Source organism: Amycolatopsis sp. NPDC048633, assembly GCF_040650695.1.
Lineage (GTDB): Bacteria > Actinomycetota > Actinomycetes > Mycobacteriales > Pseudonocardiaceae > Amycolatopsis.
Genome location: NZ_JBEZHS010000006.1, coordinates 192,507 through 215,331, shown reverse-complemented (window position 1 = coordinate 215,331; position 22,825 = coordinate 192,507). Strand labels below are relative to the sequence as shown.

General features: G+C 72.7%; 14 protein-coding genes. 5 read left to right on the top strand and 9 right to left on the bottom strand.

Annotated elements, in window-relative coordinates; all coding sequences use genetic code 11:
* Positions 1 to 45: 45 nt before the first annotated feature.
* Both AB0C38_RS15310 and AB0C38_RS15305 read right to left on the bottom strand, forming a co-directional pair.
* Positions 46 to 10,299 carry an SDR family NAD(P)-dependent oxidoreductase gene (locus AB0C38_RS15310; protein ID WP_360672527.1) on the bottom strand — a complete coding sequence of 3,418 codons (10,254 nt, stop codon included), beginning with the start codon at positions 10,297 to 10,299 and terminating at the stop codon, positions 46 to 48.
* Complete coding sequence (locus AB0C38_RS15305; protein ID WP_360672524.1) at positions 10,296 to 11,516, bottom strand: macrolide family glycosyltransferase; 1,221 nt, start codon at positions 11,514 to 11,516, stop codon at positions 10,296 to 10,298. The genes AB0C38_RS15310 and AB0C38_RS15305 overlap by 4 nt, the downstream gene beginning before the upstream one ends.
* 165 nt (positions 11,517 to 11,681) lie before the next feature.
* Between AB0C38_RS15305 and AB0C38_RS15300 the strand changes: the two genes are divergently transcribed.
* The 3 genes from AB0C38_RS15300 to AB0C38_RS15290 are packed head-to-tail and all read left to right on the top strand — an operon-like array spanning position 11,682 to position 14,907.
* Complete coding sequence (locus AB0C38_RS15300; RefSeq protein WP_360672521.1) at positions 11,682 to 13,127, top strand: NDP-hexose 2,3-dehydratase family protein; 1,446 nt, start codon at positions 11,682 to 11,684, stop codon at positions 13,125 to 13,127.
* Positions 13,106 to 14,122 carry a Gfo/Idh/MocA family oxidoreductase gene (locus AB0C38_RS15295; protein WP_360672518.1) on the top strand — a complete coding sequence of 339 codons (1,017 nt, stop codon included), beginning with the start codon at positions 13,106 to 13,108 and terminating at the stop codon, positions 14,120 to 14,122. Before AB0C38_RS15300 ends, AB0C38_RS15295 begins: the two co-directional genes overlap by 22 nt.
* Complete coding sequence (locus tag AB0C38_RS15290; RefSeq protein WP_360672515.1) at positions 14,122 to 14,907, top strand: NAD-dependent epimerase/dehydratase family protein; 786 nt, start codon at positions 14,122 to 14,124, stop codon at positions 14,905 to 14,907. Before AB0C38_RS15295 ends, AB0C38_RS15290 begins: the two co-directional genes overlap by 1 nt.
* A 130-nt stretch (positions 14,908 to 15,037) precedes the next feature.
* Here the strand turns inward: AB0C38_RS15290 and AB0C38_RS15285 are convergent, their stop codons facing one another.
* Together AB0C38_RS15285 and AB0C38_RS15280 are read right to left on the bottom strand one after the other, a co-directional pair.
* The gene (locus tag AB0C38_RS15285; protein ID WP_360672512.1) at positions 15,038 to 16,000 is read right to left on the bottom strand and encodes an ATP-binding cassette domain-containing protein; all 963 of its coding nucleotides are present in this window, start codon (positions 15,998 to 16,000) and stop codon (positions 15,038 to 15,040) included.
* Between the two features lie 251 nt (positions 16,001 to 16,251).
* The gene (locus AB0C38_RS15280; protein ID WP_360672509.1) at positions 16,252 to 16,815 is read right to left on the bottom strand and encodes a hypothetical protein; all 564 of its coding nucleotides are present in this window, start codon (positions 16,813 to 16,815) and stop codon (positions 16,252 to 16,254) included.
* A gap of 115 nt (positions 16,816 to 16,930) precedes the next feature.
* On the opposite strand from AB0C38_RS15280, the gene AB0C38_RS15275 reads away from it, so the two are divergent.
* Positions 16,931 to 17,518: a TetR/AcrR family transcriptional regulator gene (locus tag AB0C38_RS15275; protein WP_360672506.1), complete on the top strand. Its 588-nt coding sequence runs from the start codon at positions 16,931 to 16,933 to the stop codon at positions 17,516 to 17,518.
* A gap of 6 nt (positions 17,519 to 17,524) precedes the next feature.
* Here the strand turns inward: AB0C38_RS15275 and AB0C38_RS15270 are convergent, their stop codons facing one another.
* On the bottom strand, positions 17,525 to 19,081 hold the full coding sequence (locus tag AB0C38_RS15270) for an alpha-L-arabinofuranosidase B (RefSeq protein WP_360672503.1): 1,557 nt from the start codon (positions 19,079 to 19,081) through the stop codon (positions 17,525 to 17,527).
* A 357-nt stretch (positions 19,082 to 19,438) separates the two neighbouring features.
* Here AB0C38_RS15270 and AB0C38_RS15265 point away from each other — a divergent pair, with 357 nt between their 5' ends.
* The gene (locus AB0C38_RS15265; RefSeq protein WP_360672500.1) at positions 19,439 to 19,792 is read left to right on the top strand and encodes a hypothetical protein; all 354 of its coding nucleotides are present in this window, start codon (positions 19,439 to 19,441) and stop codon (positions 19,790 to 19,792) included.
* Between the two features lie 3 nt (positions 19,793 to 19,795).
* Here AB0C38_RS15265 and AB0C38_RS15260 read toward each other — a convergent pair whose 3' ends face one another.
* The 4 genes from AB0C38_RS15260 to AB0C38_RS15245 are packed head-to-tail and all read right to left on the bottom strand — an operon-like array spanning position 19,796 to position 22,760.
* Positions 19,796 to 20,548 (bottom strand): MBL fold metallo-hydrolase, encoded by a 753-nt coding sequence (locus tag AB0C38_RS15260; RefSeq protein ID WP_360672497.1) that lies wholly within the window; start codon positions 20,546 to 20,548, stop codon positions 19,796 to 19,798.
* Positions 20,549 to 20,560: 12 nt separating this feature from the next.
* Positions 20,561 to 21,811, bottom strand: a complete 1,251-nt coding sequence (locus tag AB0C38_RS15255; RefSeq protein WP_360672494.1) for a DUF6596 domain-containing protein — start codon at positions 21,809 to 21,811, stop codon at positions 20,561 to 20,563.
* Complete coding sequence (locus AB0C38_RS15250) at positions 21,808 to 22,131, bottom strand: YciI family protein (RefSeq protein WP_360672491.1); 324 nt, start codon at positions 22,129 to 22,131, stop codon at positions 21,808 to 21,810. The genes AB0C38_RS15255 and AB0C38_RS15250 overlap by 4 nt, the downstream gene beginning before the upstream one ends.
* Before the next feature lie 17 nt (positions 22,132 to 22,148).
* Positions 22,149 to 22,760: a dihydrofolate reductase family protein gene (locus AB0C38_RS15245; protein ID WP_360672489.1), complete on the bottom strand. Its 612-nt coding sequence runs from the start codon at positions 22,758 to 22,760 to the stop codon at positions 22,149 to 22,151.
* Between the last annotated feature and the right edge of the window lie 65 nt (positions 22,761 to 22,825).

Here is a 22,825-nt window from a genome sequence, read left to right as displayed (position 1 = left end):
CCCAGTCGGGGGGACACCAGGGCGGCCGCTTCCGTTCGCCCGTCGTTATTCGTCGCCGAGCGCCATCCGCACGAGGTCGTCGACGTCCATCTCGCCGAACGCGTCGTCTTCGGACGAATCCGGGGCCGGGTCGCCGTCGCGCAGCTTCAGCACCGCCTCCAGCAGACCCGCCTCGCGGAACCGGGCGACCGGAATGGACGCCAGTGCCGCCCGGATCGCCCGCTCGTCACCGTCGTCGGCCGGCTCCTCCTCGAAGGACTCCGGGAACAGCTCCTCGCCCACGTACCCGGCCAGCGCCGCCGGGGTCGGGTAGTCGAAGATCAGCGTCGCCGGCAGGCGGATCCCGCTCGCCGCGCTGAGCCGGTTGCGCAGCTCCACCGCGGTCAGCGAGTCGAAGCCCAGCTCCTTGAACACCCTCAGCGGGTCGACGGTTTCGGCGCCGCCGTAGCCCAGCACCGCGCCCACCTGCGCGCACACCAGCTCCAGCAGCGCCTGCCGCCGGTCCTCGCCGGACGTCCCCGCCAGCCGCTGCCGCAGGTCCGCCTCGGTCGCCCCGGCGGCCGCGGCCCGGCGCCGGACCGCGGTCCGGACCACTCCGCGCAGCTGCTCCGGGACGTCCGTCGTTCCCAGCACGCGCGAGTCGACCAGCATCGGCACGAGCACCGCGTCGGGCGCGCCCAAGGCCGCGTCGAACAACGCCAGGCCCTGGTCCGCGGGCAGCGGCGGCAGCCCGGACCGCGCCATCCGGCGCACGTCCGCGTCGGACAGGCTCGCCGTCATGCCGCCGGTCGGCAGCCACGGGCCCCAGGCCAGCGCCAGCGCGGGCAGTCCCGCCGCGCGCCGCTGCCGGGCCAGCCCGTCCAGGAAAGCGTTTGCGGCGGCGTAGTTGCCCTGCCCGGGCGCCCCGAGCACGCCCGCCGCCGACGAGAACAGGACGAACGCGGACAAATCGAGGTCGCGCGTCAGCTCGTCCAAGTTGGCCGCCGCGGAAACCTTCGGCCGCAGCACGGTGTCCAGCCGGTCGGGGGTGAGCGCGTCGACGAGACCGTCGTCGAGCACCCCGGCCGCGTGCACCACGGCGGTCAGCGGGTGCCGCTCCGGCACGTCCGCCAGCAGCTTCGCCAGCGCGTCCCGGTCCGCCGCGTCACACGCGACGACCGTCGTCTCCGCCCCGAGTGAGGACAGCTCGGCCCGCAGCTCGTCGACGCCCTCGGCCGCCGGACCGCGCCGGCTCGCCAGCAGCAAGTGCCGGACGCCGGAACCCGCGAGGTGCCGGGCCAGCAGGCGCCCGAGTCCGCCGGTGCCGCCGGTGATCAGCACGGTGCCGTCCGGATCGAGCGGCGCGGGCACGGTCAGCACGACCTTGCCGACGTGCTTCGCCTGGCTCACGTGCCGGAACGCCGCGGACGCGCGCCGGACGTCCCAGGTGGTGACCGGCAGCGGCGTCAGCACCCCGGCCTCGAACCACTCCAGCAGCCGGTCGAACAGCTCGCTGATCCGGTCGTACCCGGCCTCGACCAGGTCGAACGCCTGGTACCGGACACCCGGGTGGTCGGCCGCGACGCGCTCGGGGTCGCGCACGTCGGTCTTGCCCATCTCCAGGAAGCGGCCACCGCGGGGCAGCAGCCTCAGCGACGCGTCCACGAAGTCCCCGGCGAGCGAGTCGAGCACGACGTCGACGCCGCGTCCGCCGGTCGCCGCGTGGAACTCGCCTTCGAAGTCGAGCGTGCGCGACGACGCGATGTGGTCGTCCGCCAGGCCGGAAGCCCGCAGCGTGTTCCACTTGCCGGTGCTCGCGGTGCCGTAGACCTCGGCGCCGAGCTGCCGCGCGAGCTGGACCGCGGCCATGCCGACGCCGCCCGCCGCCGCGTGCACCAGGACGGTCTCGCCGGGCCGCAGGTCACCGAGGTCGGTCAGGGCGTACAGGGCGGTCAAGAACACCACGGGCACCGAAGCGCCCTGCGCGAACGACATCCCGGCGGGCAGCCGGCAGAGCATCCGCTCGTCGACCTCCGCCACCGGCCCGAACGCGCCGCCGAACATGCCCATCACCCGGTCGCCCGGCGCGAACCGGGTGACCCCGGCGCCGACGGCCGTGACGACCCCGGCGCCCTCCAGCCCCGGCGAGGTGGCCGGGCCCGGGTACATGCCGAGCGTGTTGAGCACGTCCCGGAAGTTCACGCCGGCGGCGCGCACGGAGATCCGCACCGCGCCCGGCGCGACCGGCTCGGCGAACTCGGGGCAGGGCACGACGGTCAGCCCGTCGAGGGTGCCGCGGTCGGCGATGTCGACCCGCCAGTCCCCGGCGGGGACGGCGAGCGCGTCGGTTTCCTTCGCCAGCCGCGCCACCCGGACCACGCCCGAACGGACCGCGACCTGGTTCTCCCCCACCGCCAAGGCATCGGCGACGTCCGCCGAGCCGTCGGAGTCGACCAGCGCGAACCGGCCGGGGTGCTCCGACTGCGCCGAGCGCACCAGGCCCCAGACCGCCGCGAGGGCGGGATCGGCCGGCCCGTCACCGTCTTCGGTGACGACCGCGCCGGAAGTCAGCAGCGTGAGCTTCGCCTGGGCGAAACGATCTTCGGCGAGCCAAGACTGAACGAGGGCGAGCGCATCGTGGGTAGCCTCCCGCACGGGCCGCGTCGCGAAGGAGACTACGACGACGTCCGGGACCTCGGTGACGTCGGCGAGCGAGTCGGCGACCGTCCACGACAGGTCCGCCGAGTCGCCGTCGTGGACGGGCCAGGTGAGCCGGTACAGCGCGTCCGGCCGGGCCACGAGCTGGTCCGGAGAGAACTCCCGCAGGGCCAAGGAATCCACGGTGGCCACGGCCCGGCCGGCGGAGTCGGCGATCGTGATCGCGAGGGACTCGGCGCCGATCTTGGTGAGCCGAACCCGCAGGCCGCGCGCCCCTTCGGCGTGCAACGAAACCCCGCGCCAGGAGAACGGCAGCCTGCCGTTCGGGGCCGGGGTGAACGGCAGGAACGCCGCCGCGTGCAGGACCGCGTCGAGCAGCGCCGGGTGCAGGCCGAACGCCGAGGCGTCCGCGTCCTCGGGCAGCTCGACCTCGGCGTAGACGTCGTCACCGTGCTTCCACGCCTGGCGCAGGCCCTGGAAAACCGGCCCGTAGCCGAATCCGCTGTCCGCGAGCCGCTCGTAGAGCCCGTCCGTCTCCAAGGTTTCCGCACCCGGGGGCGGCCACTCGGTGAGGTCGTCGCCGCGCGCCGGGACCGCCGGTGTCAGCACGCCGCTCGCGTGCAGCGTCCACGGGCTGTCGGGAGCCGCGTCCTCCGCGCGCGAGTGGATGGTCAGCGTGCACGCCCCGGACTCGTCCGGCGCGCCGGTGAGCACCTGGAGCGCGACACCGCCGGTCGCGGGCAGCACCAGCGGCGCCCCGAGCGTCAGCTCCTCGAGCTGGGGGCGGCCGGCGCGGTCGCCCGCGTCGACGGCGAGTTCGACGAACGCCGTCCCGGGGAAGAGCACCGAGCCGCCGATGCCATGGTCGGCGAGCCAGGGGTGGGTGCGCAGGGAAAGCCGGCCGGTGCCGAGGAACCCGGCGGCCCCGGCCAGTTCGGCGGTGGCGCCGAGGAACGGGTGGGGGCTGGCGGCCAGCCCGGCGGTCGCGACGTCGCCGGTGCGTCCCGCCGTGGGCCAGAACCGGCGGCGCTGGAAGGCGTAGGTCGGCAGCTCGGCGCGCTCGCCGCCGGGGAGCAGCTTCGTCCAGTCCGGGGAGAAGCCGTGGACGTGGGCTTCCGCCACGGCGGTCAGCAAGGTCTCGACGTCCGGGCGCTTCCGGCGCTGGGTCGCGGTCACGAAGACGGCGTCCTCGACGCAGTCGGAAACCATCGCGGCGAGCACGGCGTCCGGGCCGACCTCGACGAACCGGGTGACGCCGAGGGAGGCGAGCCGGCCGACGCCGTCGGCGAAGCGGACCTCGTCGCGCACGTGCCGGACCCAGTGCTCGGGCCCGGCGGCGGTGACGAGCCGGCCGGTGAGGTTCGAGACCAGCCCGATCTTCGGGTCCTGATAGGACAGTCCGGCCGCGACCTCACGGAACCGCGCGAGCATCGGGTCCATCAGCGGGGAGTGGAACGCGTGGCTGGTGCGTAGCCGCTTGGTCTCCCGGCCGAGCTGCGTGAAGTGCGCGGCGATGCCGAGGACGTCCTCTTCGACGCCGGACACGACGATCGACGCGGGCCCGTTGACGGCGGCGATCGCGGCCGACGCGGTGAGCAGCGGCCGGACCTCGTCCTCGGTCGCCCGCACGGCCACCATCGCACCGGTCGCGGGCAGCTCCTGCATGAGCCGGCCGCGCGCGGCGACCAGCGTGCAGGCGTCGTCGAGGCTCAGCACCCCGGCCACGTGGGCGGCCGCGAGCTCGCCGATCGAGTGGCCCATGACGAAGTCCGGGGTCAGCCCCCACGACTCCAGCAGACGGAACAGCGCCACCTCGACCGCGAACAGCGCGGGCTGGGCGAATCGCGTCTGGTCGAGCCGATCGCCGCCCTCGGCGATCACCTCGCGCAGCGGGAGGCCGAACCGCGCGCAGGCCGCGTCGAAGGCGTCGGCGAAGACCGGGAACTCCTCGCGCAGCGCGAGTCCCATGCCCGCGCGCTGGGCGCCCTGGCCGGTGAAGAGGAACGCCGACCGGCCCTCGTCGGAGACACGACCGCGGACGACGCCGGGCCCTTCGCCGCCTTCGGCCAGCAGCCGCAGGTTCGCCGACGCGGTGTCCCGATCGGGAGCGAACAGGACAGCGCGGTGGTCGAACGCGGTCCGGGCGGCCAGTGCGGACCCGAGGTCGTGGGCCGGCACCGGGAGCAGGGCGGCGGCCTGTGCGGCCAGCGCCGCCTCGGTGTGCCCGGACACCGGCCAGAGAAGCGACGCCGTCTCGTCCACAGTGGAGCCGACGGACGCGGGGGCCTGCTCCAGCACGACGTGCGCGTTGGTCCCGCTGAAGCCGAACGCGGATACCGCGGCCCGGCGCGGCCGGCCATCCGCGGACCAGGCGACGGGCTCGGTGAGCAGCCGGACGTGCCCGGCGGTCCAGTCGACCCGCTCCGACGGGACGTCGGCGTGCAGCGTGCGCGGCAAGATCTCGTGGTTCAGCGAGAGGACCATCTTGATCACTCCGGCGACCCCGGCGGCGGCCTGGGTGTGCCCGAGGTTGGACTTGATCGCGCCGAGCCACAAGGGACGCTCGCGGTCCTGCCCGTAGGTGGCGAGCAGCGCCTGGGCTTCGATCGGGTCGCCGAGCCGCGTGCCGGTGCCGTGCGCCTCGACGGCGTCCACATCGGACGGGGTGAGCCCGGCGTCGGCGAGCGCGGCGAGGATGACGCGTTGCTGCGAAGGGCCGTTCGGGGCGGTGAGCCCGTTGCTCGACCCGTCCTGGTTGACCGCCGAGCCGCGCAGCACCGCCAGCACTCGACGGCCGTTGCGCTGGGCATCGGAAAGCCGTTCCAGCAGCAGGATTCCGGCACCTTCCGACCAGCCGGTGCCGTCGGCGGCGTCGCCGAACGCCTTGCAGCGGCCGTCTTCGGCCAGGCCGCGCTGCCGGCTGAACTCCACGAACCCGGCGGGGGTGGACATCACGGTGACCCCGCCGGCCAGCGCCAGCGAGCACTCGCCGGACCGCAGCGACTGCGCCGCGAGGTGCAAGGCGACCAGGGAGGACGAGCACGCCGTGTCGACGGTGACGGCCGGGCCTTCGAGCCCGAAGGTGTAGGAGACGCGGCCGGAGAGCACGCTCGCCGCGTTGCCGGTGCCGAGGTGCCCGGCGACGTCGTCCGCCGAGTCCCGCAGCAGGGACGAGTAGTCCTGGCCATTGGTCCCGGCGAAGACGCCGGTGCGGCTGCCGCGCAGCGCCGCCGGGTCGATCCCGGCGCGCTCGAAGGCCTCCCAGGCGGTCTCCAGCAGCAGCCGCTGCTGCGGGTCCATGGCGACGGCTTCGCGCGGCGACACCTCGAAGAACTCCGGGTCGAACCCGGCCGCGTCGGCGAGGAAGCCGCCTTCCCGCGTGTAGCAGGTGCCGGGGTGGTCGGGGTCCGGGTGGTAGAGCGTGTCGAGGTCCCAGCCGCGGTCGCCGGGGAACGGCGAGATGACGTCGCGCCCGGCTTCGAGGAGTTCCCACAGCTGCTCGGGCGTGTCGACGCCGCCGGGGAAGCGGCAGCTCATCGCCACGATCGCGATCGGCTCGTCGACGCTCGGGTGCGTGGCCTCGGCGGGCTTGAGGTCCGCCGCGCCGAACAGGTGCTCGGCGAGCGCGCGCGGTGTCGGGTGGTCGAAGACGAGAGTCGAGGGCAGGGTCAGGCCCGTCTCGCGGCCGAGGGCGTTGCGCAGCTCGACCGCGGTCAGCGAGTCGAAGCCGAGGTCGGCGAAGGGCCGGTCCGCGCGCACGGACGCCGCCGAGTGGCCGAGCACCGCGGCCACCTGGGCGCGGACCAGTCCGAGCGCGTCGGCGGGAACTCCGGACGGCGCCGACGGTTCCCCGGTGAGCCCGCTGAGCAGCGGCCGGGTGGCGTCGAGGTGGTCGGTGGCGAGGTCGATGGGCACGACCAGCGCGTCGGGAGCGGCGAGAGCCCGGTCGAACATCGCCAGCGCGTCACGGGCGGACAGCGGCCGCACGCCGCCTTGGCGCATGCGGGCCACGTCGGCGTCGGTCAGCTGCCCGGTCATCCCGCCGTCCGGCACCCACGGGCCCCAAGCCAGCGACACCGCGGGCAGGCCCAGCTCGTGCCGGTGCTCGGCGAGCGCGTCGAGGAAGGTGTTGCCCGCCGCGTAGTTGCCTTGCCCGGCGCCCCCGAGGACCCCGGCAGCGGAGGAGAACAGGACGAACGCGGACAGTCCTTCGGTCAGCTCGTGCAGGTGCCAAGCCGCGTCGAGCTTGGGCCGCAGCACGGCGTCGAGCCGCTCGGGGGTCAGCGACGAGACGACGCCGTCGTCGAGCACGCCGGCCGCGTGCACCACGGCGCTCAGCGGGCCGATCTCCCCGAGCAGCTCGGCCACGGCGTCCCGGTCGGCGACGTCGCAGGCGGCCAGGACGACTTCAGCGCCTTCGGTCGCCAGCTCGGCTTGAAGCTCTTGCGCGCCGGGCGAATCCGGGCCACGCCGGCTCGCGAGCACGAGCCGCCGGACGCCGTGCGTCCGGACGAGGTGCCGGGCGAGTTCGCCGCCGAGCGAACCGGCCCCGCCGGTGATGAGCACGGTGCCGGCCAAGCGGCCGGTTTCGGCCGAAGTGGTCTCGACGAGCCGGGGCGCGGTGACCCGGCCGCCGGCGTAGCTCGCTTCCGGTTCCCCCCAAGCAAGTACGGTCGGCACCTCGTCCGCCAGGAGGAACCGGCCGGGGTGCTCGGCCTGCGCGGAACGGACCAGGCCCCGCACCGCAGCACCGGCGAGCCCCCGAGTGACGAAGACGAGCTTGGAGTGCGCGTAGCGGTCGTCGGCCAGCCAGGTCCGCAGCATTTCCAGGGCTTCGCGCGCCAGCCCGTGGGCAGCCTCGACCAGATCTCCCTCGGCCTCGGACCGGAAGAAGACCACCGGCGGGACGTCGGAACCCAAGTCGTGCCAGTCGACCGCCTCGACGGCCTCGGCCGCCACGGGAACCTGCTCGACGCGGTACAGCGCACCGGCCGGCTTGACGGCCCGCTGCCCGTCCAGCCAGTAGCGTTCCCGCTGGAAGGCGTAGGTCGGCAGGTCCACGACCCGCGCGTCCCGCCCGGCGAACACGGCTTCCCAGTCCGGGCTGAACCCGGCGATGTGCAACCGTCCGACGGCTTCGGTGAAGGTACGCACCTCGTCGCGGTCCCGGCGCAGCACCGGCACCACCACCGCGTCCGGCACGCAGTCCCCGGCCATCGCGGCGGCCGCACCGCCGGGCCCGGGCGTGACGAACCGGGTCACCCGGTGCTCGGCGAGCCAGCGCATCCCGTCGTGGAACCGGACGGTGGCGCGGACGTGCTCGACCCAGTACTCCGCGGAGGCGACGACGGCCGGTTCGCCGGTCACGTTCGAAACCACGGGGATCTTCGGCGCCGTGTAGGTGACCGTCTTCGCGACCGCGCGAAACGCGTCCAGGATCGAGTCCATGTGCGGCGAGTGGAACGCGTGGCTGACGCGCAGCCGCTTCGACCCGGCGAACCGCGCGGCGATCTCCTCGACGGCGTCGACGTCACCGGAAACGACCACGGCCTCGGGACCGTTGACCGCCGCGATGGCGACGCCCTCGCGAAGCAGCGGCCGGACCTCGTCCTCGGTGGCGCGCAGGGCGGCCATCGCACCGGCGTCGGGCACCGACTGCATGAGCCGCGCCCGCGCGGCGACCAGGCGGCACGCGTCCGGGAGGTCGAAAACCCCGGCGACGTGCGCGGCGGCCAGCTCGCCGATCGAGTGGCCCATGACGAAGTCCGGCGTGAGGCCCCAGGACACGAGCAGCCGGTGGAGCGCGACCTCCACGGCGAAGAGGGCGGGCTGGGTCACCTCGGTGCGGTCCAGGTCGCCGCCGTCGAGGATCAGCTCGCGCAGTCCGGCGAAGCCCGCGCAGACCTCGTCGAAGGCTCGCGCGAACACGGGGAACGCGGCATACAGCCCGCGTCCCATGCCCGGCTGCTGCGCTCCCTGGCCCGCGAACACGTAAGCCGTCTTGCCCGGGGTGGTTTCGCCGGTGAACGCCAGCTCGGTGAGACCGTTGCGCAGTTCCTCGGCGGTCTCGGCGAGCACGACGGCGCGGTGCTCGAACGCGGCCCGCGTGGTGGCCAGCGAATAGGCGACGTCGACCGGCCGAAGCCCGTCCACTTGCGACAGCAACCGGGCAGCCTGCTCACGCAACGCCTCGGGGCTCTTCGCCGACAGGACCGCGGGCACCAGCCCGGCCGGACCACCCGGCTCAGCGGGTTCCACGGGTTCTACGGGTTCGAGGGCGGGCGCCTGCTCGATGATCGTGTGCGCGTTGGTGCCGCTCACGCCGAACGACGAGACCCCGGCGCGGCGCGGCCGCTCGCCCGCCGGCCAGGCGACGGCCTCCTGCAGCAGCTCGACCTCACCGGCGTCCCAGTCCACTTTGGACGAAGGGACCTCGGCGTGCAGGGTGCGCGGCAGCAGCTCGTTGCGCAGCGCCATCACCATCTTGATCACGCCGCCGACGCCGGCCGCGGCCTGCGTGTGCCCGAAGTTCGACTTCGCGGAGCCGAGCCACAGCGGCGCCCCGCCCGCGCGTTCACGGCCGTACGTCGCCAGCAGCGCCTGCGCCTCGATCGGGTCGCCCAGCGTGGTCCCGGTGCCGTGCCCCTCGACGACGTCGACGTCCGCGGCGGACAGCCCGGCGTCGGCGAGTGCGGCGCGGATGACCCGCTGCTGCGAAGGACCGTTCGGCGCGGTGAGCCCGCTGCTCGCGCCGTCGGAGTTGACGGCCGAGCCGCGTACCACCGCGAGCACCGCGTGACCGTTGCGCTGGGCGTCGGAAAGCCGTTCCAGCAGCAGGAAACCGGCGCCCTCGCCCCAGCCCGTGCCGTCGGCGGCCTCGGCGTAGGAGCGGCACCGGCCGTCCGGGGAAAGGCCGCGCTGCCGGCTGAACCCGATGAACGTGACCGGCGTCGACATCACCGCGACACCACCGGCCAGCGCCAGCGAGCAGTCCCCGCGCCGCAGCGCCTGCGCGGCCCAGTGCAACGCGACGAGCGACGACGAACACGCGGTGTCGACGGTGACCGCCGGCCCTTCGAGCCCGAAGGTGTAGGCCACCCGGCCGGAGGCGATGCTGGCGGCACTTCCGTTGCCCACATAGCCTTCGAGGCTCGCGGGCAGGTCGGTCAGGCGCGTGGCGTAGTCGTTGTACATCACCCCGGCGAACACGCCGGTGCTGCTGCCGCGCAGCGACGCGGGGTCGATCCCGCCGCGTTCGAAGGCCTCCCAGGCCGTTTCGAGCAGCAGCCGCTGCTGCGGGTCGATCGTCTGCGCCTCGCGCGGGGAGATGCCGAAGAACTCCGGGTCGAACTCGTCCGCGTCGTGCAGGAAGCCGCCGTGGCGGGTGTAGCACTTCCCGGCGCGTTCCGGATCGGGGTCGTAGAGCGCGTCGAGGTCCCAGCCACGGTTGACGGGGAACCCCGAGATCGCGTCGCGGCCCGAGGCCACGACGTCCCAGAGGTCCTCCGGCGAGCGGACGCCGCCGGGGAACCGGCAGCTCATCGCCACGATCGCGATCGGCTCGTGCTCCCGGTCCTCCGCGTCGCGCAGCCGTTCGCGCGTCCGGTACAGGTCCGCGGTGACCTTCTTGAGGTACCCGCGCAGCTTGTCGTCGTCGCTCATGCCTTTTCTCCATGGGTGGATCGCACGGCACGTTCGAGCACGTCCGCCGCCCGTTTCGCGCCCCCGGACGCCTTGATGGCGGCGCGCATCCGCGTGACCTCGGCCGCCACGGCCGCGTCGGCGGCGACGGCCAGGACGGCGTCGCGCACGTCGTCCCCGGTCACGTCGTCGAGCAGCGCGCGGCCCAGCCCCAGCCGCTCGACCTGCTGCGCGATCGCCCGGGTCTCCGGCCGCAACGGCACGGCGACCACGGGGACGCCGTGGCCGAACGCGCCCATCAGGGAGCCGGTCCCGGCCTGGCAGACGACGACGTCGGTGTGCGGGAGGACCGCGCCGTGGTCGAGCCAGGAGTACAGCTCGACGTTGTCGGGCATGGCCGCCGCGACGTCGTCGCCGACGTGCCCGGCGGTGGTCATCACGACCCGCCAGCCGGTGCCCGCGAACGCCTGCCCGCAGGCGGTGAAGAACCCGGGGTTGCTGTTGGACGAGGTGCCCAGCGACACCAGGACGACCGGGACGTCCTCGGCGGGCGCGGCCCAGCCGCCGGCGGCCGCGCCGTCGTCGCCGGTCGGGCCGACGAACACGAAGTCGTCGCCGAAGCACTCCGGGCGGGGCTGGAAGGCGCGCGGCACGAACACGAGGTTCGCCACGACCTCGCCGCCGCCCGGCGGGAACTCCGGCGGGGTGTCCAAGCCGACCTTCCCGAGCAACGCCGTGATGCGCTCGCCGCAGGCGGCCAGCGCGGGGTGCGCGGGATCGAGCGGCGGCCCGGCCGGCTCGGTTTCGCTGCCGTTGAGGGGGACCTCGTCGTTGCCGCCGAGCCCGGCGAACAGGCGGACGACGCCGCAGCCGGCGCGCCGCGCGACCAGCCCGCCGACGTCGGTGCTCAGCACGTCCTCGACCACGAGGTCCACCGGGCGGTCCGCGAACTCCGGCCACGCCGTGGTGAGCGGGGCGTAGGCCTCGTCGAGGTAGTGCGCGAGGACCTCGGCCAGGTCGTCGGCGGTGTGGACGTCCGGCATCGACTCGGGAAACGCCGACGGGTAGGGCACCACTCTCGCGCCGGTCTCCGCGACCACGTCGGCGAACCGCTCGGCGACCACGTAGGACACCGAGTGCCCGCGCGAAAGCAGCTCGCGCACGACCGGCAACGTCGGCCGGATGTGACCGAAGCCGGGAAAACTGAAGAAGGCGACATGCCCGCCGGAAACGTCCACGCCGGTCACCCTAGGTCGGCCGGGAGCACGCACCGGTCCGTGCACAGGAAATCCGATGATTCGCCTAGTGTCACCTCGGCGCCCGGCGAAAGACCAGCATTCCTCCTAGTTTCTCCTCGCTACAAATAGGACATCCCGTCCGCCGGCCACGCGAGGTGAAAATCCATGGAACGTCACACTGGAACCGGCTTGCTCCGCAAACCGGACGTGACGTTGCCACACCGGCTCGCCAAGTCCGCCGCCGCCACCGACGGCGTCGCGACGCCGAACGCCGTGGTCGCCAAGTGGATCGAGGACCGCAACCTCGCCCACCGCCACGAAGTCCGCCGGATCGAGTTCGGCGACCTCCGGCAGTGGGGCTTCGACCCCGGCTCCGGGAACCTGCGCCACGAAAGCGGCCGTTTCTTCGGCGTCGAAGGGCTGGAAGTCGACACCGACCACGGCCCGGTCACGCACTGGTCGCAGCCGATCATCAACCAGCCGGAAATCGGTATCCTGGGCATCCTCGTCAAGGAGATCGACGGCGTCCTGCACTGCCTGATGCAGGCGAAGTCCGAGCCGGGCAACGTCAACGGCGTCCAGGTCTCGCCGACGGTCCAGGCGACGAAGAGCAACTACACCCGCGTGCACGGCGGGCGCCCGGTCCCCTACCTGGACCACTTCCGCGACCCGGACCCGGAAACCGTGCTCGCCGACGTCCTGCAGTCCGAGCAGGGTTCCTGGTTCTACCGCAAGCGCAACCGGAACATGATCGTCGAAGCCGCGGAATTCGCCGGCGAGGACGACCTGCCCGACGACTTCCGCTGGCTCACCCTCGGCCAGCTGCACGAGCTGCTCCGGCACGACAACCTGGTCAACATGGACGCCCGCACGGTGCTGTCCTGCATGCCGGGCGGGCTGGAGGGCCACGAGGCCGACGCCGTGAGCGACCTCGCCGCGGCGATCGCGCGCTCCTCGGCCCAGCCCACCGGCAGCCTGCACACCCGCACCGAGGTGCTCAGCTGGATCACCTCGCGCCAGGCCCAGCACGTGGTGCGGACCAGTCCGCTCCCGCTGGGCGAGGTCGCGAACTGGGTCCGGACCCCGGCCGAGATCTCGCACGAGCTCGGCCTGTACTTCAGCATCATCGCCGTCGACATCGCCACGAACGGGCGCGAAGTCGCGCAGTGGACCCAGCCGCTGATCCGGCCGCACGGCGCGGGGGTGGTGGCCCTGCTGGTGAAACGCGTCGACGGCGTGCTGCACGCGCTGCTCAACGCGCGGGTCGAGCCCGGGTACCTGGACGTGGTGGAGCTCGCGCCAACCGTGCAGTGCACGCCGGACAACTACGTGCTCACCCCGGCCGCGGACCGGCCGCCGTTCCTCGACATGGTGCTGGGCAGACGCGACGACCAAGTGCTCTTCTCCGCCCAGCTTTCCGAAGAGGGCGGCCGGTTCCACCACGCGTACAGCGACTACCAGATCATCGAGGTGCCCGCGGACTTCCCGGACGCCGGGCTGGCCGACTTCCGGTGGCTCACCCTCAACCAGCTCAACGAGCTGCTGCGGCACAGCCACTACGTCAACGTGCAGGCCCGCAGCCTGATCGCGTGCCTGCGGGGACTGCGATGAGCCGGGCCCTGCGGCTCGGCGCGCTGGGCTGCTCGTCGATCGCCGCGCGCCGCACGCTGCCCGCCGCGGCCGCCGTGGGCGAACTGGCGCTGACCGCCGTCGCGGCCCGCTCGCCGGAGAAGGCCGCGGAGTTCGCCGCGCGCTTCCACGCCACCGCGACGACCTACGACGAGCTGCTGGACCGCTCCGACGTCGACGCCGTGTACGTCTCCCTGCCGACCAGCCTGCACCACGAATGGACCAGGAAGGCGCTGCTGGCCGGGAAGCACGTGCTGTGCGAGAAGCCGCTCACGCTCAACCTCGAGCAGGCCCAGGACCTGGCCGAGCTGGCCACGAAGCTGAACCTGGTGCTGCGCGAGAACTTCACGTTCATCCACCACCCCCAGCACACGCGGGTGCGCGACCTGCTCGACGCCGGGCGCCTCGGCGACCTCCGGACGTTCACCGCGTCGTTCGGCATCCCGCCGCTGCCCGCCGACGACATCCGCTACCAGCCCTCGCTCGGTGGCGGGGCGCTGCTCGACGTCGGCGTCTACCCGCTGCGCGCGGCACTGTTCCTGCTCGGCCCCGACCTGCGGGTCACCGGCGCCACCCTGCGGTTCGACGAGGGCGGCGTGGACGTCGCCGGGCACGCGCTGCTCACCTCGGCGACCGGTGTCACCGCGTCCCTCGACTTCGGTTTCCAGCACAGCTACCGCTCGCGGTACGAGCTCTGGGGCAGCGTCGCCGCGCTGTCGCTGGACCGCGCCTTCACGCCACCGCCGGGCCGGCAACCGGTGCTGCGCATCGAAGAACAGGACCACGTCGAAGAACTCTGGCTGCCCCCGGCGCACCAGTTCGAGCTGTCGCTGCGCTCGTTCGCCGTCGCCGCGCTGGCCGGGCGCGACGACTCCGAGGCGGCTTGGTTCGCCTCTTCCGTGGACACCGCGCGGCTCGCCGACGAAGTCTTCTCGAACGCGGCCGGGGTGTCCGACGACCGGACGGTGGCCCGCTGATGGAGATCATCGGGAACGGCTTCATCGCGCACCACACCCGGCAGCACTTCGGCGACCGCTACCCGGACGTCACGCTCATCGCGGCGGGCGTCTCGACGGTGCTCGTCGACGACGTCTCGGCGTTCCAGCGCGAGTCGACGCTGGTCTACGACGTGATCGACCGCTGCCGGGCCACCGGCCGCACGGTGATCTTCCTGTCCACCGCCTCGACCGGCATGTACGGCGCCGACCAGTCGGTCGGCAGCGAGGGCGGCGCGGTCTTCCCGCTCACGCCCTACGGCCGGCACAAGCTGTGCCTCGAACACGTCTGCGCGCTCTCCGGCGCGCGGTGGCTCGTCCTGCGGCTGTCGCACATCGTCGGGCCGGGCCAGGCGCCGCACCAGCTGCTGCCGTCCCTGACCCGCCAGGTGCTCTCGGGCTCGGTCACGCTGCACTCCGGGGTTTCCCGCGACCTGCTCGACGTCGGCGACATGATGCGGATGATCGACTCGCTGCTCGGCCAGGGCGTCCGGGACGAGGTCGTCAACGTCGCGTCGGGCCGGTCCGAGGCGATCGAGGACATCGTCGACGGGCTGGAGGAGCGCCTCGGCACGCGCGCCGAGCGCAAGCTGGTCGAGATGCCGGCCAAGCGCGGCGACGTGCGGATCGACAAGCTGCGGTCCCTGGTCACCGGGTACGACGACTTCGGCATCGGCCCGGGCTACCTGAAGCTGCTGCTGGACCGCAACATCGACGAGCTGGCCGACGCGGCCCGCCGTCACCTCGACGCTTCGGTCAGCGCCTGAGCTGTTCGTCCCTTGTGGACGGCTTCTTCTTGCGGCACGACGTCCGGCGCACCGTACTGGGGGCTGGGCGCACCGGACGTCGTACCTCGCAGGCGGGAGGGGGGAGTGCTCCCGCCGGGTCTTCAGCCGCTCACGGCGGCGGGGCGCGGTGTCCCGCCCGTCCGCGGGCGGAAGCGCGGCGCAGCGACGGCACGGCCCGCTCGCCCGAGCGGTGGCGGACGGTGTCGCGCGTCAGGTCCAGGAAAGCGGTCTCGAGGCTCGCACGGCGCGAAGTCAGCTCGTGCAGCCCGATCCCGCGGGCGCGGGCGATGTCACCCACGCGGGCGGCGTCCATGCCGGCGACGACCAGCGCGCCGTCGCCGGCCGCCGAAACCGTGGCACCGCCCCGGCTCAAGGCCTCGGCGAGGTCCGCGCCGCGGGGCGTCCGGACGCGGACGTGGCCGCGCTCGGTCAGCCGGGTCAGCGGCAGGTCCGCCACGAGCCGGCCGGCGCCGATCACGACGAGGTGCTCGGCCGTCTCTTCCATCTCGGTCATCAGGTGGCTGGAGACGAAGACCGTGCGGCCCTCGTCGGCCAGCCCGCGCAGGAGCGTGCGCACCCAGCGGATGCCCTCGGGGTCCAGGCCGCCCAGCGGTTCGTCCAGCAGCAGCACCGGCGGGTCGCCGAGCAGGGCGGTCGCGATGCCGAGCCGCTGGCACATGCCCAGCGAGAAGGTCCCGATCCGCCGGCCTGCGACCTCGGTGAGGCCGGCGGCGTCGAGGACTTCGTCCACGCGGCGGCGGGAGACGCCGCCGACCTGCGCGACCCACTGCAGGTGCCGGTACGCCGTCCGGGCACCGTGCACGGCGGTCGCGTCGAGCAGCGCCCCGACCTCGTGGAGGGGCGCGGCGAGGTCGGCGTAGGCCTTCCCACCGACGGTGACCGTGCCCGCGCTCGGCGCGTCCAGCCCGAGGACCAGCCGCATGGTGGTGGACTTCCCGGCGCCGTTCGGCCCGACGAACCCGGTGACGACGCCGGGTTTCACGGCGAAGGACAGGCCGTCGACGGCGGTCGTCGGCCCGTACCGCTTCGTGAGTCCCTGAGCTTCGATCATCGGTTTCCCCTCCACCGCGGCCGGACCGCCCGCGCGCGGTGCCCCAGTGATCAGCTAACCGGTCCCGGTGGCACTGGGCTAGCGGAAAAGGTCGCTGACCGCGACAACCTAAGTTGATCGCTCCTGGATAAGTAGTCCACGAATGGAGTAGGAAGCATCTTCCAAATTGCGATTCCCTCTGTCCGGGGTGGATATTTCCCGCGAAAGAACCCGCGTTGCTCCGAATGGCGCACCGGCGCCGATGCCCACGTTCACGCGGTGGCCGAATCCGCGCGGCCCTTCAGCCGCAACGCGGAGACGAGGAAGAAGACGCCGCCGAGCGTGGCGTAGCCGGCCAAGGTCGTCAGCGAGGCACCGTCCTTTGTGGCCTGCAGGACGAACGACGCGCCGGCCAGGACGGAGATCCCGCCGCTGAGGATCATCGGCCACTGGCCGCCCAGGCCCCGGCGGAGGACGGCGACGACGAGCTGGACGAGGCCGGCCACGATCGCCCAGGCGCCCCACACGCGCAGGACCCCCGGGATCCCGGACGAGGCGGCGACGGCCAGGCCGGCCGCGGCGAGCAGGCTGATCGCCGCGTTCACGTAGAGGCTCGCGACCGGCTTGGCCGCCTTCGACGAACGGGCGTCGACGAGGGCCGCGGCCACGTCGAACACCGGGTACAGCACGAGCAGGGCGATGCTGACCGGACCGAGGCTCGACGCGGTGACGAACAGCAGCCCGGCCCACACGATCGCGAACGCGAAGCGGGTGAAGTACAGCCGCCGCAGGGGCTGCGCGGTGCCGGTGGTGGCCGGCTCGGTGGTGGTGCTCATGGCTCCTCCTAGGTAGACAGACCGTTCTATCTCGGTCCAACTATGGCAGGGCGCCCGCCGAAGCGCAAGACAGACCGTTCTATCTGCTACCCTGGAGCCTGGTGAAGGGAGCGAAGTGTCCGAAGCACGAGCACGGCTGCTCACCACGGCGAGCCGGCTGTTCTACTCGGAGGGGCTGCACTCGGTCGGGATCGACCGGGTCATCGCCGAGGCGGGCGTCACCCGCGCCACGCTGTACCGGCACTTCCCGAGCAAGGACGACCTGCTGGTCGCCTACCTGAGCGAGGCCGACCGCGCGATCCGCGCCGGCGTGGAGGCCGCTCGCACCGGCCAGGCGTCCGCGGCTGACGCCGTCCGAGCCGTCGCCGGGTCGATCGCCGACGGCATCCGGTCCCCCGGCTTCCGGGGCTGCGCCTTCCTCAACGCCGCGGCGGAGTACCCCGACCCCGCGCACCCGGTGCACCGGACCGTCCTCGCCCACCGGGGGTGGTTCCTGGACGTCGTCACCGAGCTGCTGGCGCGGACCGGCGAAACGGCACCCGAGCCCGCGGCGAGGCATTTCGTCATGTTGCGCGACGGAGCGATGGCCGCGGGCTGCCTGACCGATCCGGCCCCGGTCTGCGAAACGTTCCTCCTCGGTGTCGAGGGGATCTTGAAGTACCGGGACGCTGCGGTCGCCGGTCAGGCGGCCCGAGGCGACTGAAGGGTTTTACGGGGTCCAGGGCGAGCTGACCAGCCAGCTCACGTCATCGCTGTAGGCGGCGGCGTTGTCGAACGTGTTGGAACCGCCGTTGCTGGCGATGTAGACGACGTTGGCGTAGTGGCGGACGTACCGGTCGGCGTAGTTGGCCGACCGCAGCGAGGTGCCCTGGCCGCTGCGGCCCGCTTCGGGGCAGAACGTCGCGTCCTGGGCGAACAGTGAGCTCCCGTCGTTCGCGGTGAGGTACAGCTGGAAGTTCTGGTGCCGCAGGTACTGCCCGGCGGCGTTCTTCGATTCGAACGACACGCACGACGCGTTGCCCAGCCCGGCTCGCACGATCCAGGACGCGTTGCCCTTTTCGGTGGACGAGCTCGAGCCGCTGATCACCGCCGTGTCCACCGCGGTGCCGGTGTGGTGGATGTACCGGTCCGTGCAGCACGCCGTGGTCGCGCGCAGGGACACGGTCGAGCCGGGGGTCAGCCCGCTGCCCCCGCTGCCGACGCTGTAGGCCGCCGCGGTGATGTTGGCCTGCACGGCGTTCTCGGTGGCGTCCGACGGGTAGCCGGCCGTCATCACGCCCTCGTAGAAGGTGCCGCGGGCGCCGACGCTGTTGTCGCCGCCGATGCCCAGGATGATCGCGCCTTCCTTCTTCATCGGGTTGTACCCCGAAGCGTTGGGCCGGCTCCCGTTGTAGAACGTCGACACGCTGCCCGACTGCGCGTTGCCGCCCCGGATCGCCCAGTGGTTCGGCTCGCCCTTGACGATCGCCGTCAGGAACCGGTGGCTGATGGACGGGTCGTTGGCGTTGTAGCCGGGGTTGACTCCCGAGAACAGGCCGTTCTCCAGGTCGGCCATGATCCACGGGCCGTTTCCGGTGCCGTAGCCCCAGACCTTGATGTTGCCGAAGTAGATGGCCTCCATGGTGCCGTTGCCGTTGTCCCGGCTGTTGCGCTCGGCGTTGCCGTAGTCGAAGCAGCAGCCGCCGTTGTAGTGCGTGCCGTCGAAGACGGAGTACATGCCTTCCGGCTGGTCACCGGTCGCAACCCCGTTCGTGTTGTTGTTGCGGTAGCCGGTTCCGGGGGCGACGTAGACGCCGTAGGCCTTGTGGCCGCCGACGGTGATCGGCGCGGAGGTCGCGTTCGCGAGGTTGTCGTAGCCGCCGGCGGCCGGGCCGTTGAACCCACCGGGAGGTGCCTGGGTGAGCCGGTTGTTCCGGCCGGTCTGGTCGTAGATGACGGTGATGAGACAGGTGGTGCCGGAACAGAAGGAGTCCTGCGTGGCGGCGTTGGCGACGCCGCCCGCGCTGAGCGGGCCGATGTCGCGGGTGCTGCTGTCCGACGCCCGCCTGACCTGGTAGAGCGGGCCGTTGTAGGCGCCGTAGAGAGCGCGGGTGGTGCTGTGCGCGGCCACGCAGGGCGTACCTCCGCTCGCGTAGAGGTCGCACGGCCCCTGCGTGGCGGCCTGCGAGGTACCGGGGGTGGCGACCAGCCCTCCGGCGAGGGCGGCGACCGCGGCGGCGATCCGCGAAATCGTCCGCAGACGACGATTCTTCGGCCGTGGAGTCATGTTTTTATTCCTCCGTTGCGTTGAGTGCCGGCAAATCTTCGATCGACAGCAGAATCGGACACCCCGGGCGCGAGCGGGCCCGGAAGACGCCGCGGTGCCAGGGGTTCGATACACGTGCGCGCACGGTGAGGCGCGAAGGAGATTCGGTGAAGGAGCGGCTATTTCATTGGCATCTCTCCGACTTCGTCGTCGAAACCAAGCCTAATGTTAGCGCTAACATTCAGCCGTACGCTTGAATTGTGGGCGCTTACCGGCCGGGCGTCAAGAGTCGGTCGGCGGAACTTCCGGGATGGTGGCCGGCGCGTGTGGCACGATCGGCGACGGGGTTCCTTTCGCGACACGAAGGCGGCGGGTCAGGTGGCACGAGTACTGGTGGTCGGACTCGATCCCGCCAGGATCGAAGGGTGGGACCCGGAGCCGGTCCTGGCGGCGATCAGCCGGGGCCGGGCCCGGTTCGGCGAACTCGGCCTCGAGGCGGACTGGTGCCTCGTGGACCTCGACGCGGACCCCGCGGGAAAGATCGCGGCGGCGCTGACCGACGCGGACTACGCCTGCGTGGTGATCGGCGGCGGGATCCGCAAGCACGAACCGCTGCTCGAGTTCTTCGAAACGGTGATCAACCTGGTGCACCAGGAGGCTCCGGGCGCGGCCATCGCCTTCGACCGGAACCCCGAAGACTGCGCCGACGCGGCGCTGCGCCGGCTGCGCTGACGTTCACGACTGCCGGGCCTGCTCCAGGTTCGCTTGGTGGGGGCGGGAAAGCCAGTCTTGGGCGAGCCGCGCGTCGACCGGATCCTCTCCTCGCCGCAGCGCGTCGAGGTACGCACGATCGGCGGCGAAGCGGGCCGCCACCTCGGGCCCCTCGGCAACGGCACCGTGGCCGGGGACCACGACATCGACGTGCCGGGCCGCCTCGCCCAGCCGGTCGAGTGCCGCCTCGTAGGCGTCCACCTGACCGGGACGCCGAGGGTCGAGCAGCGGGATCAGGACATCGGAAAGCATGTCCCCGGCGAGCAGGACGCCGCGGTCCGCGAGAAGGAGAGCGGCGTGGCCGACGGCGTGCGCGTCGTGCTCGACGATCTCACCCGGCACCACTCCCCCGTCCGCGGGCAGCGGGGTGAGGAGCGCGACCAGCTCGAGCGGGATACCCGACGCGCTCTCCGCCGCCATCTGCCGCGCCCGCTCCCGGGCTTCGGTGGCGGCCTGGGCGCCGGCGGCGGTGGCGTAGCGCGGCACGTCGCCGAACCGGGAATGCCAGAGCAGGTGGTCCCAGTGCGGATGCGTGGAGAACCCGGCGACCACCGGCAGGCCGAGCCGGTCCACGTCGTCGGCGAGCTCGGCCAGATCGGACCCCGCGATGCCGGGATCGACCAGCGTCAGCCCGGCCTCCCCGCGCACGACGACGGCGTTGCTCCAGACCCATTCGCTCTGCCGGACCCAGACACCGTCGGCCACCTGCTTCAGCATCGGCTCACTCTGTCAGGTGCCTCCGTCCGGCGCGAGCTGGTCGCGGCGGCGGGTCAGCGAGGCGGTCTCGGCGGTGTTGCCCGCCAGCTCGATGGCTCGGTCGTACGCCGCGCGCGACGGCCGGCTCCGGCCCAGCCGGCGCAGCAGATCGGCGCGGGTGGCGTGGTAGGCGTGGTAGCCGGCCAGCTTGTCCCCGAGGCGGTCGACGGCCGCCAGCGCCACCTCCGGTCCGTCGAGCTCGGCGACCGCGATGGCCCGGTTGAGCGCGACGACCGGCGAGGCGTCGAGGCGGACGAGCTGGTCGTAGAGGGCGACGATCTGCGACCAGTCGGTGTCGCGGACGTCGCGAGCGGAGGTGTGCACGGCGTTGATCGCCGCGAGGATCTGGTAGCGGCCCGGAGCGACCCCGGCGGCGGCCGCGACGAGGCGCTCGCGCACCAGCCGGTGCCCCTCGGCGATCAGCGCCGCGTCCCAGGCCCCGCGGTCCTGCTCGTCGAGGGCGACCAGTTCGCCGCCCGCCGAGACCCGGGCGGGGTGGCGGGCCTCGATGAGGAGCATCAACGCCAAGAGCCCGGCTACCTCGCCGTCGTCCGGCAGGAGGGCACGGATCAGCCGCGTGAGCCGGATCGCCTCGGCGGTCAGCTCGTGCCGCACGGGATCGGTGTCCGGGCCAGTCGCCAGGTATCCCTCGTTGAAGATCAGGAAAAGGACGGCGAGCACGCCGGAGACGCGGGCCGGGAGGTCCTCGGCGGACGGCACCCGGTAGGGGATGCCGGCTGCCTTGATCTTGGCCTTCGCGCGGGTGATCCGCTGCCCCATGGCACTTTCGGCCACCAGGAAGGCGCGGGCGATCTCGGGCATGGTCAGCCCGCCGACCATGCGCAGCGTCAGCGCCAGGCGGGATTCCATCGCCAGCGCCGGGTGGCAGCAGGTGAAGATCAGCCGGAGCCGGTCGTCGTCGATGGCACCGAGCGGCTCGGGCGGGTCGTCGTCGTACCCCATCCGAGCCTCCTTGTGTTTGTCGTCGCGCTTGCTCTCGCGCCGGATCCGGTCGATGGCCTTGCGGGTGGCGGTGGTGGTCAGCCAGGCGCCGGGGCTGGGCGGCACGCCGTCGGCGGGCCACCGTTCGACGGCGGTCGCGAACGCCTCGGCGGCCGCCTCCTCGGCGATGTCGAGGTCACCGAAGCGCCTGGCCAGGGCGGCCACCACCCGGGCCCACTCCTCGCGGTGGACCCGGATCACCGCCTCTTCGGCGTCGCTCACAGGAACGGCCGCACCTCGATCTTCCGGTCGCAGATCTTCGACGCCTCGGTGGCGAGCTCGAGCGCCACGTCCAGGTCGGGGGCTTCCCACACCCAGACGCCGGCGAGGTACTCCTTCGACTCCACGAAAGGCCCGTCGCTGACGACCGCCTGCTCGCCCCGGTTGTCGACGACCGTGGCCGCGCCGGTGTCCGCGAGCCCGCCCGCGAAGACCCAGTAGCCCTCGGCGACCAGCCGTTCGTTGAACTCGCTGATGGCGGGCTGGCGGTCGGTGCTGCCGGGGTTGCTCTTGTCGTCGATCACAGAGACCAGGTATCGCATCGGAAAATCATCTCCTGTCAGTTTCCCGCGTACCGCGGGCGCCCGGCCGGCCGGAGGACCTGGATGGTCACGCCCTTCGCGTCGGCCCGCGACTCGACCAGGTCGAGCGCGAGATCCGGGCCGGCGTCCGGGAACAACCGCGTGCCCTGGCCGAGGATCACCGGGACCACGATCAGGGTCATCTCGTCGACCAGGCCGTTCGCCAGCAGCCACCGGACCAGGGTGCCACTGCCGTGCACCTGCAGCTCACCCCCGGGCTTGGCTTTCAGCTCACCGACGGCCGCGGCGAGGTCACCGCCGAGGACGGTGGTGTCCGCCCAGCGCGGCGCGGTGAGCGTGGTCGAGGCAACGTACTTCGGGGCGGCGGCCAAGGCCACGCCGATGGGATGCGTGCGCATCTGCTCGACGGATCCCCAGGAGCCGGCGAACAGGTCGTAGGTCCGCCGTCCGAACAAGAAGGCCTCGGCGCGCTGGTAAGTCTCGGCGATGAAAGTCCGGGTCTCGTCGTCCCCCGCGCCGAGGGCCCAGCCGCCGCGCTCGAACCCGTTCCGGCGGTCCTCGTCCGACGCACCGCCGTTGCCCTGCACGACTCCGTCGACGGTGATCTGAGTGATGGTCGTCAGCTTCACGATGGCGGTTCCTCACCTCGGCGCCGCCCCTCGTGGGCAGCTTCACCCCTGCTACGAAGACCCCC